Here is a 13995-nt window from a genome sequence, read left to right on the forward strand (position 1 = left end):
AGGGCTCTTACTTTTTGGCATCAAAAAGTAACAAAAAATGCCGGCTGAGAATTTTTCTTTCAAAGCCAGTAATAGGGCTTGGTCGGTGGAGTCCGAAAAATTTGTTAGGCCGGACTTAAGTAGAACGGAGACTCAGTGCGAAGGCCTTGTTGGATGAAAATGCATATTTCATAAGTGACTAATTATCAAATAATTAAAAATTAACGTCAATGGTAGCTTCCGCCCGGCCAGTCGGACGGGTGTTTGAGGATATTTTTTAATCGTATTATGCCGATACAGAAGCTAAAGGGAACGATGCTGAAATAAGTTCAGCATAACGAATGAGAGCGCAATTGTCAGGAGAACTGGCTACCAAAATTTGGTCAACCCTGAACTTGTTTCCTGGTCTATTGTTTAGGCTTTTGACATTAACTTTTCTACATCTCTATTTTTTGAGGTTCAAAAACCCGATCTTTGCAAACCTATGTTTTCTAGAATTTACACCAAATATAAGCCCTACTATAAAGAAAATCTTCATTTAGCACTTCCAATTGTAGGTTCGCAGGTGGGCCACACTTTGGTACACATGGCCGATAGTATTATTGTAGGCCATTTTACCGATACCATTCAATTGGCAGCTGTATCGTTGGTAAACAGCATATTTATGCTTATTCTGGTTATCGGCTTAGGCATTTCTTATGGTTTAACACCACTTATTGCACAAGAAAACGGTCGCCAGCATTATGATGAATGCGGAAAGCTTTTATCGAACAGTTTAATGATCAATATCTGCATCGGTATATTGTTATATGTACTGGTGCAATTGGGGATATTTTTTGTTATCGATCACCTGGACCAAACTCCCGAGGTGGTCCGCTACGCGAAACCCTATCTCAATCTTTTATCTGTTTCGATTATTCCACTATTGATTTTTCAGACGTTTAAGCAATTTGCAGAAGGCTTAGGTTTTACCAAACAAGCTATGTTTGTTTCCATTTGGGGAAATGCCATTAACATTATTTTAGGAATTATCTTCGTGAAAGGCATGTTTGGCCTCAAATCTATGGGCGTGAGCGGTGTTGGCTTAAGCACTTTGATAGACAGGATTCTGATGGCCACTGTAATGTGTTTTTACGTGTTGCGCTCGCAGCATTTCAAAAAATATCTCACCAGTTTTAAAGCGACTTTTTTTGATAAAATGAGGGCGATTAAAATTGCCAAAATCGGGATGCCAGTGGCCATGCAATATTCTTTTGAAATTAGTGCTTTTAGCGGTGCTGCCGTATTAATTGGCACCATAGGAGCAGTACAACAGGCCGCACACCAGATTGCAATCAGTTTAGCGGCAATGACGTATATGATTGCCAGTGGCGTGGCATCTGCAGCAACGATTAAAACCGGAAATAACTTTGGTAAAAATAGTTTTAACGACCTCCGTAAATCGGCCATTGCCAGCTACCATGTAATATTGCTGTTCATGTCGTGTACAGCAGTTATTTTTGTGTTAGCGAACAATCTCATGCCTTTTATTTATACGGAAGATGCTACGGTAATCCCTATCGCTGCACAGTTATTGATCATTGCCGGATTCTTTCAATTGTTTGACGGCACGCAGGTGGTGGGATTAGGTGTTTTAAGAGGTATGGGCGATGTAAATATACCAACCTTAATTACCTTTTTAGCCTATTGGGTAGTCGGAATTCCGATTGGCTATGTATTGGGATTTCATTTTAACCTGGGCGTCAACGGAATCTGGTATGGATTAACATTGGGCTTATTAACGGCCTCTGTCCTGTTGTTTTTAAGATTTCAGAACAAGACGAGGAGTTTGAATTAAACGATCTTCATCTCGACTGAAGCGCAGTCCCGAATGTTCGGGAGAGATCTAGTATCAAAAATACCCTGGAGATAGATTTAGCTGAGCCTTAGGGTTCTCGACTTCTTTGCATTCCGCCCGAAAGGACGGTAATTGTGGCGTGAAATGACGATATTTTATTGATGTCGCATCAATGTCTTAGCAAATAAGAATAACTAAATTATTTTCCGCCAACATTCACCACAACGCCTATCGTAAAAATAGAATTACCGGCAGACATGTACTTACGGTTCTTTAAGCCGATATTACTACTTGTAGTGTATTGAAGCTGAAAAGTTTTGCTGAGTGCCATACGGGTAAAGAAAACAGGCTCAAAAAAAATATTATCTTCCTTAGGCTGCACTACACCATTCAAAAAAAACCGGTCCATTTTAATATGACTGATTCTTAAAGCGGTGCCATAATTAATGGGAAAATCGGTTCCGAACAAATGCAAATTATTTTTCTTTTTTGAACTGTAGTTTACCTGTAAGAATGTTTTTCGGTAATCTACTTCCTGTAGTTCTGAACTGATGAGAATATCGTTTTTATAATCACGGAAAGTAATATCGCTCCAGCCCTTTCCCACGCCTGCATAAATTTCAATAATCCGGTTATCGTCCGCACCAAAGGTATCAAAATAACCTCCGCCAATTTCAATCAGTTTGTGTCCGAAATCTTTGCTTTTTCTTTCACTGTTCATTCTCGAACCGCTAAAAAGTACACCTATATGATCAGAAATGGCATAAGCACCGTTTACGCTGGTATTGCCTTTTAAAGAAATATGTGCACCTCCACTAAATTCACCTTGTTTACTTAACATCGGTGTATTTGGCACGTTAGGCATATAAACTGAAGAACAACTGGCTGCAAAAAGTGCCAAAACCGGGAGTGTAAAAAGTAAGTATTTAATCATAGATGTTATATAAACAGATTTTGGCTTTAAAAATTGTGCTACATTTCCATTTTCAGGAAATCCATTACCCTTTTAAACTCATCGTGTAAACCGGCTTGTAAGTGGATTTTTTCTTTTGTAACGGGATGGACAAAGGCTAACTCCGAAGCATGCAACAACATGGTCGTCATGTTCCATTGTTCTTTAAAAAATTTGTTCTGTTTATTACAGCCATGTGTCCTGTCGCCAATAATTGGATGAAGGATGTGGCTAAAATGCCTTCTCAACTGATGCATCCGCCCTGTTTTGGGAGTAGCTTCTACCAGCGAATACCGGGAAGTTGGATGTTTTCCAAAAGCTACGGCTACCTCCGCTCTCTGAAGCGTGATGAATGACGTAAAGGCATCTTGCATAGTCCCGTTTTCTTTAGCTAAAGGATAGTTGATATCCATTTGACCGGGAGTGAAACCACGTAAAATCGCCAAATATTTCTTTTCCGTTTCTGTATTCATAAATTGCTGGTGCATAGCAATTTCAGACTCCTTATCAAAGGCGAACAATAATATTCCGCTTGTCTTTCTGTCTAAGCGATGTACCGGACTAACATGCTTGCCTACCTGATCTCGTAACAATTGAAGGGCAAACTCTGTTGCATCTCTTGCAATAGAAGACTGGTGAACCAATAGTCCATGAGGCTTGTTAATGGCAATTAGATTGTCGTCCTGATAAATGATCTCCAACATACAGCGGCGAAGATAAGGATATTATGGCTTTGCAAAAGCGCTTATCCAAATAAATCAAAAGCGAGCCGGTAAGTATTGCAATGCGCATCCACAATATCACTGATATCCGACGAGTAGCCTCCCCCCATACTGATCTGCAGGGGTAGATTTTTATCTTTACAAGCCTGCAGCACGATTTTATCCCGCTCCTTGCATGCCGCTCTGCTCAAGGCCAGTTTGCCCAGCTTATCGGTCGAGAGTACATCCACTCCTGATAAATAAAAAATAAAATCGGGCTTGGCAACTTCAAAAGCTTTGTCCAGATTTACATGTAATGCCGACAGATATTCATCATCCCCCATCCCATCATGTAAAGGAACATCCAAGCTTGAGACTTCTTTTTTAAAGGGAAAATTCTTTTCTCCGTGCATCGAAAAAGTAAATACCCTTGGCTCATGTTGAAAAATTTCAGCTGTGCCATTTCCCTGGTGAACATCTAAATCGATAATTAAGATACGATCAGCTAAATTTTTATTTAACAGATAATTAGCAGAAATAGCCTGATCGTTTAACAAACAAAAACCTTCACCCCAATTGCTACCTGCATGGTGCGTACCCCCGGCAACATTAAAAGCAATGCCGTTATCTATTGCGAAATGGGTGCCATCAATTGTGCCCTGCGTAATCCTCAATTCACGTTCTACAAGTTGTGCATTTAACGGGAAGCCGATCCGTCTCTGATCCTTCGCAGAAAGTGTTAAATCTCTCAGTTGTTCCCAATATGCTTTTTCATGAGAAAGGAGAATAATATCTTCAGAAACAGGCTCAGGACGGAATAAATTCTGCAGTGTTATTGTACCTTCGTGCAAAAGCTGTTCCGGTATCAATTCATATTTCAGCATCGGAAAACGATGTCCTTCGGGTAAAGGATGCGCATAAAGCGGGTGCCAGGCAATTTTAATCATCAGCCTAAGATTTCCCCTACATGTTTTTCAATATTGCTACAGATCTGATCTACCGGCAGATCATTTGCATCGTAACCAAAAGGATTTTCTATTTCTTCAGCTACCAATTCCAAACTTGCTAGTACATAGAGGATAAAAGGAACAATCGGAACAACAAAATAACCTAGACTGAATACCCATCCAAAAGGCAGGGTAATCACGTAAATAAAGATGAATTTTTTAATAAAGGCACTGTATGAAAATGGGATCGGTGTATTTTTAATCCTTTCACAGGCGCCACATATATCGGTGAATTGATTAAAATCAGCTGATAGTACAATAAATTGTTCCTGGGAAATTAAACCTTTTTCCAGCAAACCGTAAAGCCTGTTCACTAAACTACCTGCAATCTGGTTCGGGATATGTTTGCCCTCTTCTACTTCTATCAAAAAGCTGTTTTTGCCAAAATATAGTTTTTCGCGCAGATGCTCCTTTAGTCCAAAAGCATATTTGGGTATGCCATATTCAAAAAAACGCACATCTTCCTCCGGCAGTTTAAGTGCCTTAATCTTCATGGCCAGGTTACGGCTTACGTTGGTTAACGATCCGAGCAACTTTCTGCCTTCCCACCACCTGTCGTACGCTGTGTTGGTCCTGAAAACTAAAAGCAAGGATAAAACAAAACCCAGTAAACTGTGCATCATGCCTACATTGGTTACATAACTACTCTTTGAAAGCTGAAAGAAAGTTAATTCGGCATAGGCAACCAGTCCCGAAAAAACAGCAACTGCGAGCATTAATGGCCATAATTTTCTAAAGGTATCACTTTTGTGAATATGAAAAATGAAGGTACTCCAATCTTTGGGATTATAATTAATCATTTAGCGATTTTTTTATCAAATGAATCTTGTCTACTTTATAGTAAAAGTGCCTTACTTAATTTTAAAAGTGCTTGCCCTGCCAGATAAATATCTTCAAAAGAGTTGTAAAGCGGCACAGCACTGAGGCGGATTACATCAGGTTCACGCCAATCGCCAAGAATATGATTGGCTACCAAGCCATCAAAAATCTGTTTACCATTACGCGATGCAATGATGGATAACTGCGCACCTCTATCTTTTGCCAGCTTTGGCGTGATAATCTTGTATTGTTCTTCCCCTAAAATTTTATTCACTTCATTTACAATGAATTCTAAATACGCAGTTAAAGCAATACTTTTCGATCTCAGCGGCGCAATAAAACCCGCTTGTTCAAAAATCTGAAGCGAAGCATGGTATAGTGCCATTGGCATCACCTGCGTACAACTTACCTGCCAGCCATCAGCCCCGGCTTCAGGAATAAAACCTTTCTCCATTTTAAAACGTTTACTTTCCTGATAGCCCCACCATCCCGCAAAGCGGTTCAGCTTAGCGTTATTAAAATGTTTTTCATGAACAAAGATTCCACTTATTCCTCCAGGACCTGAATTCTGGTATTTGTACGAGCACCAGCAGGCGAAGTCAACCTCCCAATCGTGAAGTTCCATTGGAACATTACCAGCAGCATGAGCCAGATCCCAGCCTACCACTGCACCGATTTCATGTCCCGCTTTGGTAATGGCCTCCATATCATACCATTGTCCGGTGTAATAATTTATTCCACCAAATAAAACCAAAGCGATTTCATCAGCATTTTCTTTGATTTTAGCCAAGACCTCTTCCGTTTGAAGTATTTCTTCACCTTCCTTTGGAAAAACCTCTATAATGGCTTCTTTAGGATCGAAACCATGAAACCTCACCTGACTTTCTATCGCATATTGATCGGATGGAAAAGCACCGCCCTCCATAATGATTTTAAAGCGCTTGCCTTTGGGCTGGTAAAAGCTAACCATTAACAAATGGAGGTTTACCGTCAAGGTATTCATAGGACAAACCTCCGAAGGTAATGCACCAACAATGGGAGCCATCAACTTTTTGAGTGCTTTATGATAGAACATCCAGGGTTCCTCTCCATCAAACCAACCCTCAACAGCATAATTGGCCCAGTTCTCCAGCTGACCCTTTAAAACTTCTGCCGCTACTTTAGGCTGAAGCCCTAATGAATTGCCACACAAGTAGATAAAATCTTTTCCATTACGGTTTGGAAATAAAAACTGAGACCTGAAGTGACGGAGCTGATCAGCCTCATCCTGTAGTTGAGCAAATGATAGGGTATTTTCGAAATTCATCAGGCCAATATTACAAAAAAAGCAGGTATTGTTTCCAATCCTGCTTTTCAATTCTTTTAAATTTATTAGAATTTCATCGTATCATGTTTACCAAGATCAGGCGTATCTCCGGTAACCACTGCCTTTAATATACTGAACAGTACAACAATTTTTGACGCAGATGAATCCCAGTACTCAGCCTCGTCAGGCGTAACCTTTATCAGAATTAATCTCGGATCTTCCACTCCGTCAGGGAACCAGGCCTTTATAAATGGAGAGAAATAAGCCTCTTTACGCACTTTATCATCTACCAGCTCTGCCTTGCCTTTAACCGTTAAATAGGTGTTTTTAGACGGATCGCTATAAGCCAGCAATACATTGTTTTCTTTTGAAATTTCTTTTGATTTTAAGGAGTACTCGTTGGTGTAAAACCATAAACTTCCATCGTCTTCAATTTTCGCAGTTCCCATTGGCCTGCTTCCAAACTCATCACCTGAAGAAAATGTAGTAAACATACAAGTCCTCACACTTTCTGCCATTTCTTTTAAGATGGCTATATTTTTCTCGTTTTTCATATTTTGAATATTTATAGAGAAAAACAGCAAGCCCCCTAAAAGGTTTCTATAAATTAAACCTTATTTGGTTTACTCACATATTTATTTCCTTTTACAAAGAACCGCCAGGGCAATAATGCATGCTCCTGAGCATAAGCGATGCCAACACGCGGCGTTGATGCAATATATTCCTCCGCATACCTGATCCCCTGATCCTCGATCCAGATCTCATCACCGGAAAGACTTTTGGCATTAAAAGTCTTATCAATCCCAAATGCCTTTGCTGCTGAACCAGGTCCAGCTGAGATAGCGCCTCTTGCATGCGACATATTCCTCCGCTGCTCTATAATGTCTATTCCAACAAGCGGTTCTACCCCCCTGATCAAAACGGCATGGGGATCATCTTCGACTGAGGTTACCACATTAAAAAGATGATGCATACCGTAACACAGATATACATAAGCAATGCCGCCTGCGCCATACATAGTTTCGGTCCGGTTGGTCCGGCGCCCGCCATAAGCATGAGATGCCTTATCTTTTACACCAAAATAAGCTTCTGTTTCAACAATAATACCAGCAGTAATTTCATTACCAATTTTAGTATACAGCACCTTACCTAGTAAATCTTTTGCCAGGCTTACCACATCTTCATTCTGGTAATATTCGGGTTCTAATTTCAATATTTATCTAAATTATCTGTTTAATAAAACAGCTATAATATGCTCTAAATAAAGCTGATCTGTTCCATCAAATTTATTTAAAACCTCACTATCAACATCCAGCACGCCGATAACCTCATTGTTAACGATTAAAGGCAGAACAATTTCAGACCTGGAGGCTGACGCACACGCAATGTGACCAGGAAATTCATCAACATCCGGCACAATGATGATTTTGGCTTCAGCCCATGAAGTACCACAGACACCTTTTCCTTTTTTAATTCTTGTACAAGCTACAGGGCCCTGGAAAGGACCGAGCACAAGTTCATCCTGCTTTACCAGGTAAAAACCGACCCAAAACCAACCAAACTGTTCTTTAAGCGCGGCAGTAACATTTGCCATATTGGCAACAAAATCACTCTCACCATACAATAATGCTTCAATTTGTGGGATGATGGATTGATACTGTGCTTCTTTAGAGGCATCTCTCGTAATAACTAAATCTTCAGCCATTTCTTATGTTTATAGATTCAAATTTAATAATGAAATGTGAGATGCGAGCCTAACTGCTTTTTAATGACAAAAATTTGAATGAGAACCTATCCTGAAAATGCTTAGTTTTGCCTCTTAACCGGGTGTTTATGATTGTAGCCTTAACCATTACTAAATTTCGTGGCCTTACTGTCCCTTTTGCCTTTATAGGAATGGCGGTCTTAAGAGTACCTTTATGGCTAGATAAAAAATGTGGATTTTGGAAATTTATGGGAAGTGGCAAAGATGCACGGGTTGATTTATCTCCAGATTACAAACATTGGGCTGTTTTAACTACCTGGGATAATCGGAATGACTATGATCATTTTCAACATAATTCTGTAGTGATGAAATGGTTTAATTTTTTTGGAGTTGAAAGTTTTACGATTTTATTAAATCCTTTAACTAGTCACGGTTTATGGTCAAAGCAGCAGCCATTTAAATTTGACCAAACAAATAAAAGCGTTTCAGGTAAAATCGCAGTAATAACCCGTGCGGCAATTAAATTCAATAGATTGAAAGAATTTAGGCAGAATATCAAACGGGCAGCTGATGCGATGCGTATTGCCCCTGGATTTATTCTGTCTGCCGGTATGGGAGAAAACCCTTTTTTTGACCAAGCCACATTTTCGATATGGGAAAATGCGGAGAGCGTAAAAAACTATGCCTACAAAACTTTCGACCATGCTGATGTGATTAAACTCACCAGAGATAGAAAATGGTATAAAGAAGAGCTTTTTGCACGTTTTTCAATTATCGATAGCTGGGGAACATTGAACGGTGTATCTATAGAATTGTAAATAAAAATATAAATGAGAGTAGTAGCAGAACTTCCGCATCCGGAATGTAAGATCACCATTTTTTCGATGAACCAAAAATACATCGTAAAGTTTGAACAAGGTACTTTTGAACAAAGTTATAAACTTGCTGAACTGGACCTCAGTGGCGGAGGAGTAAATGATGTATTTGAAATTATCGATGAAGAATTTATCCAGACCGTTATTGCACGTTTTAAAGTGATGCGTTCCGACTTTACGTTAGCTTACAACAGGCATCAATATTAAACATGAACACCGTTAATAAGTTGATAAATAAACACTTACAATTTAATTCAGGATTATATTCTGAATTTTTGATTTCTTTATAATTAAAACCGTCTTCTATCTGTTATATTAATTTAACTAAATATGGTTAATCTTTTGATATAATGAGTTTTAAATTCATTAAGAAAATATAATTTTGCGCCATGTTATGCCAAATATATAGGAAGTTTAGTGATTTTTGGACGAAATAAAGATTACGCTGTAAAAAGATATTTTTCAATAAAATTTCATGAGAAGGTCGTCATTTCGACTGCATTGTATAAATCTTTTACCAAAGTTTACAGATTTCTCTCCCGAAGGTTCGGGACTTCGCTCAGTCGAAATCACGGTGCACCAGTTTTCACCCCACAACTCCTTCGTTTTAAATATGGTTGAAGCGTTAGAAACGATAAAGCTGCACTTGATGGGCTTTAAACAGAAACCACCGTATCATGTACCACTACCCTATACCAGTTTTTCGAAAATTTTTCTACAGCATCTAAATGTATTTTATCTTCCTGATAAGCATTATGATCCGCAATATTTGCAAAGGTAATCGTAAGGGAATAAGTAAAAGAATTATCCGTAACGGGACGTACCGGCGTATTGGCAGCCAATCCATAACTTAACGTTTTAATATATTTAATTGGCTTCAGGCTTTCAAAAAAGTTGGCAAAATCGGCTATTTCGTTTTTGGTTAATTGTGGTTTCAACCAGAACATTACAAAATGTTGAATCTGACCTTTATCTGCGGCTATCTGTTCTGTCATAACGAATTTTATTTTACGCAATATAGAAATGATTTCTGTACAAAAAAAGCGTTGCGATTTTAGACCGCAACGCTTTTTCAAATATTAAAAGGCTGATATTAGTTTTGTACGCGGCCTGATTTACGGTCTTCACCTCTACCGATTAGATAACCACCACCGGCACCAACCAAACCACCAATAATAGCTCCTCTTCCTTTTTTCTTATCGATTAAAGCACCACCAACTGCACCGGCGGCACCGCCGATTACGGCCCCTTTAGCAGCATCGCTCCAACCTTTTTTCCTTGCAGTTGGTTGCGTACCGCCATAAGCACTGCTTGAGCTTCCGCCAGAACTGGCATAAGATCTCCTTGCGCTGGTGCTAGATCTTCTCGCAGCTGCTAATTCTGCCTGGTGTTTTGCTTCTTTCTCTTTTTCTACTCTGGCCACTTCAGCTTTTTTAAAACTGTCAAGGCGTAAACTATCTTTTACGGCTTTAATGGCTAATTGTTTTTCTGCTTCCTGCTGTTTCAATGCAGCCTCTTCTTTTGCTTTGTTATTACAAGCAAACATCACAGAACTTAATGCGATTACTACCAATATCCTTTTCATAATTTTTGATTTTAGTATGACACCCGTTTAGCTACCTAACCTCACCAAAACAAGTTTCATTTGTGATATATGATTTAGTTAATTATCACTACTAAAGAAAAAATGATGCCAAAATGTTTTTTAAAATGAAAATTTAATCAACTAAATCGACATACCAAAAGCCTGAAAGTGCAGGTTTGTCGCAAGTATCGTTATTGGCAGAAGTATTTTTTGAAGGTGAACTATATGTCCTGAAAACCTGTTCACCAATGGAAAAATCAATCTTTTTATTGAAAATCGGCCCCTCAAAGGCAAAGGTATGAAACTCACCGTTTTCACCACATGGATCAATTTCTGGCGGGAGCTGATCAATCAGGTCCTCGCTGATTATTTTTCCACAAATGTCTTTCAGATTCTCCTGTGCACAAACAATGATGGTTTTATAGTTCAGGTTGATAAACTCGGTGATCAATTCTCTGGTATGCTTTCCCCATAGTGGAAATATGGCTTTCAAACCGATTTCAGAAAGTTTACTTTCACGATAATTACGTAAATCCTCCAGAAAGATATCACCGAAAATCGAATGCGTAATGCCTTCAGCTTTAAATTTCTCCAGGTGCATACACATGATGTTGTCGTAAGTTTCCATATCGGGCATTTCACCCAAACGGATCTGATACAAAGGGAGACCAATACTTTCAGCCTGTGTAATCAGCAAAGTTTCCCGTACGCCATGCATCGAAACACGATTATACTGTTCAGTAACGGTAGTAACCAGGTAACGTATATCAAGCATTGGATCCTGAAGGGCGTAATGTAAGGCAAGCGTACTATCTTTCCCACCGCTCCAGTTGAAGATGCAGGCTTTTTTATGCATTTAATAAGATGTTTTTCAATTTTTCCACCCCATTTACGGCATTTTCCTCAATGGTAACTACGTTTTTGTAGCGCTTCACATCCGGGGTTTTAGGATCAATGATATATTTTGTAACATCACGCGGTACAAAATCGATAAGTCCGGCTGCCGGATAAACAGCCAGCGATGTGCCGATCAGCACAAACAAATCAGCTTTCCCACAAATTTTGGCCGCAACTTCTATCATCGGTACTGCTTCGCCAAACCACACCACGTGGGGCCGCAGTTGTGACCCTAATTCGCACAATTCGCCCATTTTTATTTCTGAACCTGCAATCGGGTAAGTTAGGTTAGGCCTTAGGTCAGACTGTGACCGGGTAATTATACCATGAAGGTGAGTAACCTTGCTAGAACCAGCTCTTTCGTGCAGATCGTCGATATTCTGGGTAATGATTTCAACATCAAAATCATTTTCGAGTTCGGCCAGTAACTGGTGCGCGCGGTTGGGATTTGCCGCTAAAACCTGCTTTCTTCTTTCATTATAAAAGGCCTGCACCAACTCTGGATTTCTTTCCCAGGCTTCGGGGGTTGCTACGTCATGTATATTATAACCTTCCCATAAACCGTCCGAATCCCTAAAAGTTTTTAATCCGCTTTCGGCACTGATTCCCGCTCCTGTTAGTACAACTAATTTCATATCACACTACACTTATTAAAGGTTACACTGATTGCAGTGATTGAACAGATTCAGCGTAAGTGATAAACTTCTTGGCAATATTGTTATCAGCTTTAAATATTTCAGGATGAAACATGCAAGCTAAAGCCTCAATACCTTCTACCAAAGTACCAATACTTGGCTGAGTGAACATGTCAAAATCTGCAATATAAACCTGATTATTTTCTACTGCATCCAGATTATCCCAACCTGTTTTTGAAGTAAGCAGTTCCATTTCTTCCAAACTTCTTTTCTGATCGAAACCACATGGAGCAATCACTAAAATCTCTGGATTATATTTTAATATCTTTTCCCATGGTGTAAAGATTGAATCGCCTGCAGGGTTCGAAAGCATATCTACCCCACCGGCAGCCGCGATCTGAAAAGGAATCCAATGACCACAATTGTAAACCGGTTCTATCCATTCCATCAGCATCACCCGTTTCAATGGTGATTTATTTTCACGAAGCTTATCCAGAATCTGATCGGTTTTCTGCTGTAAGCCTGCCAGGTATTTAAAAGCTACTTCTTCCTTTCCCAAAGCCCGAGCAATGGTCACTGCACATTCGAAAACGTCCTGCAGACTATTAGGCGAAAGCGGAACCAGCATTGGCTGCTTACTTAATTTCATTACAGCTGTTTCGGTACAAACGGTATCAATGTTGCAAACTTCGCAGATGTCCTGTGTGAAAACAATATCAGGCGCGATGCTTTCTAATAACGCATCGTCTACCCAATAAAGGCTTTTACCCTGTGCCTTTGAAGCCGAAAAAATCCGGTCGATTTCTATACTGGAGTAGTTTTTACCTTCGAGGATACACCGCACAATTTTGGGTTGATCAGCTGCTTCTTTAGGACACTCAAACGTTACCCCGTACAGGTTATCCTGAAGGCCCATATCATAAATCATTTTCGTGGCAGCGGGTAAAAAGGAAACGACTTTCATTTGATGTAAGATGTAAAAGATAAAATGTAATTAGCTATCTAAGATAAAAAAAATCCCCTTCTGAATTAAATCAAAAGAGGATTTCTATTTATTTTTCGATTGGCTGCTGAGCTAGCAAATCAGTTAATATGACTTTTGCATTTGCAATTTTAATACCGGATATTTTGCTTTTAAAATTTCGAAAGCACCGAAAAGTAAAGCTCCATAAATGACCGTTCCTTCTAAAAACCTGATTTCGAACGGAATGGCTTTTACCAGACAGCTCCAATAACCAGCTAAATCCTGAGTATATGCCGGATTGTTTATCCAAACACCTAAGTCGGTAACCAACCAGTGAATTAGCACAATGCTCAATATTGAAGCCAATAAATTTACCAAATTTATGTTCTTAAGCAGCATTTGACCTATCAATACCATTAAAGCAAATGCAATGTATGTCCAATACCAGCCTTCGTAAAGAAAGCCGTTACTGTATTTACTAAAAATAGTGATTGACAAAATAAAATCGCTTAAAAACAAGCTTAGTATAGGAAATGCGAAAGCTTTCAGGTGATCTTTAAAATAGGCACCTCCGAACAAAGCCACCGCACCAATTGATGAAAAGTTGGCAAACTGTAATTCATCAGCGTTGAATGTGACCAGCAAACGGAATGCCGTTATGGCAAGAATCATCAACAGCAATATAAAAGTGCGGGGGTTAAATTTTAAATGAGCCATTTTATTTTGGTTATTA

17 protein-coding genes are annotated in these 13995 nt (G+C 39.3%); 3 read left to right on the forward strand and 14 right to left on the reverse strand.

Annotation, left to right across the window (positions count from 1 at the left end; all coding sequences use genetic code 11):
• Window positions 1-463: 463 nt before the first annotated feature.
• Window positions 464-1816 carry an MATE family efflux transporter gene (locus tag QZ738_RS11750; RefSeq protein WP_293787734.1) on the forward strand — a complete coding sequence of 451 codons (1353 nt, stop codon included), beginning with the start codon at window positions 464-466 and terminating at the stop codon, window positions 1814-1816.
• A gap of 199 nt (window positions 1817-2015) precedes the next feature.
• Here QZ738_RS11750 and QZ738_RS11755 read toward each other — a convergent pair whose 3' ends face one another.
• The 8 genes from QZ738_RS11755 to QZ738_RS11790 all read right to left on the reverse strand — a co-directional run bounded on the left by QZ738_RS11755 (window position 2016) and on the right by QZ738_RS11790 (window position 8306).
• Window positions 2016-2750, reverse strand: coding sequence for a hypothetical protein (locus tag QZ738_RS11755; protein ID WP_293787736.1), 735 nt, complete (start codon window positions 2748-2750; stop codon window positions 2016-2018).
• A 38-nt stretch (window positions 2751-2788) separates the two neighbouring features.
• Complete coding sequence (locus tag QZ738_RS11760; RefSeq protein ID WP_293787738.1) at window positions 2789-3472, reverse strand: pseudouridine synthase; 684 nt, start codon at window positions 3470-3472, stop codon at window positions 2789-2791.
• 41 nt (window positions 3473-3513) lie between these two features.
• A complete protein-coding gene (locus QZ738_RS11765) occupies window positions 3514-4416 on the reverse strand; it encodes a histone deacetylase (protein ID WP_293787740.1) in 903 nt (300 codons plus the stop codon).
• Entirely contained in the window at window positions 4416-5276 is an 861-nt protein-coding gene (locus tag QZ738_RS11770; protein ID WP_293787742.1) for a bestrophin family protein, read from the reverse strand. Before QZ738_RS11770 ends, QZ738_RS11765 begins: the two co-directional genes overlap by 1 nt.
• 35 nt (window positions 5277-5311) lie before the next feature.
• Window positions 5312-6601, reverse strand: coding sequence for a kynureninase (gene kynU / locus QZ738_RS11775; RefSeq protein ID WP_293787744.1), 1290 nt, complete (start codon window positions 6599-6601; stop codon window positions 5312-5314).
• Window positions 6602-6666: 65 nt separating this feature from the next.
• Window positions 6667-7155 carry a pyridoxamine 5'-phosphate oxidase family protein gene (locus QZ738_RS11780; RefSeq protein WP_293787746.1) on the reverse strand — a complete coding sequence of 163 codons (489 nt, stop codon included), beginning with the start codon at window positions 7153-7155 and terminating at the stop codon, window positions 6667-6669.
• Window positions 7156-7208: 53 nt separating this feature from the next.
• The gene (locus QZ738_RS11785; RefSeq protein ID WP_293787748.1) at window positions 7209-7814 is read right to left on the reverse strand and encodes a DNA-3-methyladenine glycosylase; all 606 of its coding nucleotides are present in this window, start codon (window positions 7812-7814) and stop codon (window positions 7209-7211) included.
• 12 nt (window positions 7815-7826) lie between these two features.
• The gene (locus tag QZ738_RS11790) at window positions 7827-8306 is read right to left on the reverse strand and encodes a GAF domain-containing protein (protein WP_293787750.1); all 480 of its coding nucleotides are present in this window, start codon (window positions 8304-8306) and stop codon (window positions 7827-7829) included.
• 128 nt (window positions 8307-8434) lie between these two features.
• Here QZ738_RS11790 and QZ738_RS11795 point away from each other — a divergent pair, with 128 nt between their 5' ends.
• Together QZ738_RS11795 and QZ738_RS11800 are read left to right on the forward strand one after the other, a co-directional pair.
• Window positions 8435-9124, forward strand: a complete 690-nt coding sequence (locus QZ738_RS11795) for a DUF3291 domain-containing protein (protein WP_293787752.1) — start codon at window positions 8435-8437, stop codon at window positions 9122-9124.
• Window positions 9125-9136: 12 nt separating this feature from the next.
• Window positions 9137-9388: a hypothetical protein gene (locus tag QZ738_RS11800; RefSeq protein WP_293787754.1), complete on the forward strand. Its 252-nt coding sequence runs from the start codon at window positions 9137-9139 to the stop codon at window positions 9386-9388.
• A 449-nt stretch (window positions 9389-9837) separates the two neighbouring features.
• Here the strand turns inward: QZ738_RS11800 and QZ738_RS11805 are convergent, their stop codons facing one another.
• From QZ738_RS11805 to QZ738_RS11830, 6 genes are all read right to left on the reverse strand, one after another.
• Window positions 9838-10176, reverse strand: a complete 339-nt coding sequence (locus QZ738_RS11805; RefSeq protein ID WP_293787756.1) for a Dabb family protein — start codon at window positions 10174-10176, stop codon at window positions 9838-9840.
• A 98-nt stretch (window positions 10177-10274) separates the two neighbouring features.
• Complete coding sequence (locus tag QZ738_RS11810) at window positions 10275-10766, reverse strand: YMGG-like glycine zipper-containing protein (protein WP_293787758.1); 492 nt, start codon at window positions 10764-10766, stop codon at window positions 10275-10277.
• Window positions 10767-10899: 133 nt separating this feature from the next.
• Window positions 10900-11622, reverse strand: a complete 723-nt coding sequence (locus QZ738_RS11815) for a diphthine--ammonia ligase (protein ID WP_293787760.1) — start codon at window positions 11620-11622, stop codon at window positions 10900-10902.
• Entirely contained in the window at window positions 11615-12298 is a 684-nt protein-coding gene (locus QZ738_RS11820) for a Sir2 family NAD-dependent protein deacetylase (protein ID WP_293787762.1), read from the reverse strand. The genes QZ738_RS11815 and QZ738_RS11820 overlap by 8 nt, the downstream gene beginning before the upstream one ends.
• Before the next feature lie 22 nt (window positions 12299-12320).
• Window positions 12321-13262 (reverse strand): ABC transporter substrate-binding protein, encoded by a 942-nt coding sequence (locus QZ738_RS11825; RefSeq protein ID WP_293787764.1) that lies wholly within the window; start codon window positions 13260-13262, stop codon window positions 12321-12323.
• A gap of 123 nt (window positions 13263-13385) precedes the next feature.
• Complete coding sequence (locus QZ738_RS11830; protein ID WP_293787766.1) at window positions 13386-13979, reverse strand: DUF6580 family putative transport protein; 594 nt, start codon at window positions 13977-13979, stop codon at window positions 13386-13388.
• Window positions 13980-13995 lie beyond the last annotated feature (16 nt).

Origin of the sequence: uncultured Pedobacter sp., from assembly GCF_913776295.1 — a bacterium.
Taxonomy (GTDB): domain Bacteria; phylum Bacteroidota; class Bacteroidia; order Sphingobacteriales; family Sphingobacteriaceae; genus Pedobacter.

Excerpts from the sequence above, each read along its gene's own strand:
- QZ738_RS11750 (WP_293787734.1), top strand. The coding sequence starts at position 464 with ATGTTTTCTAGAATTTACACCAAATATAAGCCCTACTATAAAGAAAAT.
- QZ738_RS11755 (WP_293787736.1), bottom strand. The coding sequence starts at position 2,750 with ATGATTAAATACTTACTTTTTACACTCCCGGTTTTGGCACTTTTTGCA.
- QZ738_RS11760 (WP_293787738.1), bottom strand. The coding sequence starts at position 3,472 with ATGTTGGAGATCATTTATCAGGACGACAATCTAATTGCCATTAACAAG.
- QZ738_RS11765 (WP_293787740.1), bottom strand. The coding sequence starts at position 4,416 with ATGATTAAAATTGCCTGGCACCCGCTTTATGCGCATCCTTTACCCGAA.
- QZ738_RS11770 (WP_293787742.1), bottom strand. The coding sequence starts at position 5,276 with ATGATTAATTATAATCCCAAAGATTGGAGTACCTTCATTTTTCATATT.
- kynU (WP_293787744.1), bottom strand. The coding sequence starts at position 6,601 with ATGAATTTCGAAAATACCCTATCATTTGCTCAACTACAGGATGAGGCT.
- QZ738_RS11780 (WP_293787746.1), bottom strand. The coding sequence starts at position 7,155 with ATGAAAAACGAGAAAAATATAGCCATCTTAAAAGAAATGGCAGAAAGT.
- QZ738_RS11790 (WP_293787750.1), bottom strand. The coding sequence starts at position 8,306 with ATGGCTGAAGATTTAGTTATTACGAGAGATGCCTCTAAAGAAGCACAG.
- QZ738_RS11795 (WP_293787752.1), top strand. The coding sequence starts at position 8,435 with ATGATTGTAGCCTTAACCATTACTAAATTTCGTGGCCTTACTGTCCCT.
- QZ738_RS11800 (WP_293787754.1), top strand. The coding sequence starts at position 9,137 with ATGAGAGTAGTAGCAGAACTTCCGCATCCGGAATGTAAGATCACCATT.
- QZ738_RS11805 (WP_293787756.1), bottom strand. The coding sequence starts at position 10,176 with ATGACAGAACAGATAGCCGCAGATAAAGGTCAGATTCAACATTTTGTA.
- QZ738_RS11810 (WP_293787758.1), bottom strand. The coding sequence starts at position 10,766 with ATGAAAAGGATATTGGTAGTAATCGCATTAAGTTCTGTGATGTTTGCT.
- QZ738_RS11815 (WP_293787760.1), bottom strand. The coding sequence starts at position 11,622 with ATGCATAAAAAAGCCTGCATCTTCAACTGGAGCGGTGGGAAAGATAGT.
- QZ738_RS11820 (WP_293787762.1), bottom strand. The coding sequence starts at position 12,298 with ATGAAATTAGTTGTACTAACAGGAGCGGGAATCAGTGCCGAAAGCGGA.
- QZ738_RS11825 (WP_293787764.1), bottom strand. The coding sequence starts at position 13,262 with ATGAAAGTCGTTTCCTTTTTACCCGCTGCCACGAAAATGATTTATGAT.
- QZ738_RS11830 (WP_293787766.1), bottom strand. The coding sequence starts at position 13,979 with ATGGCTCATTTAAAATTTAACCCCCGCACTTTTATATTGCTGTTGATG.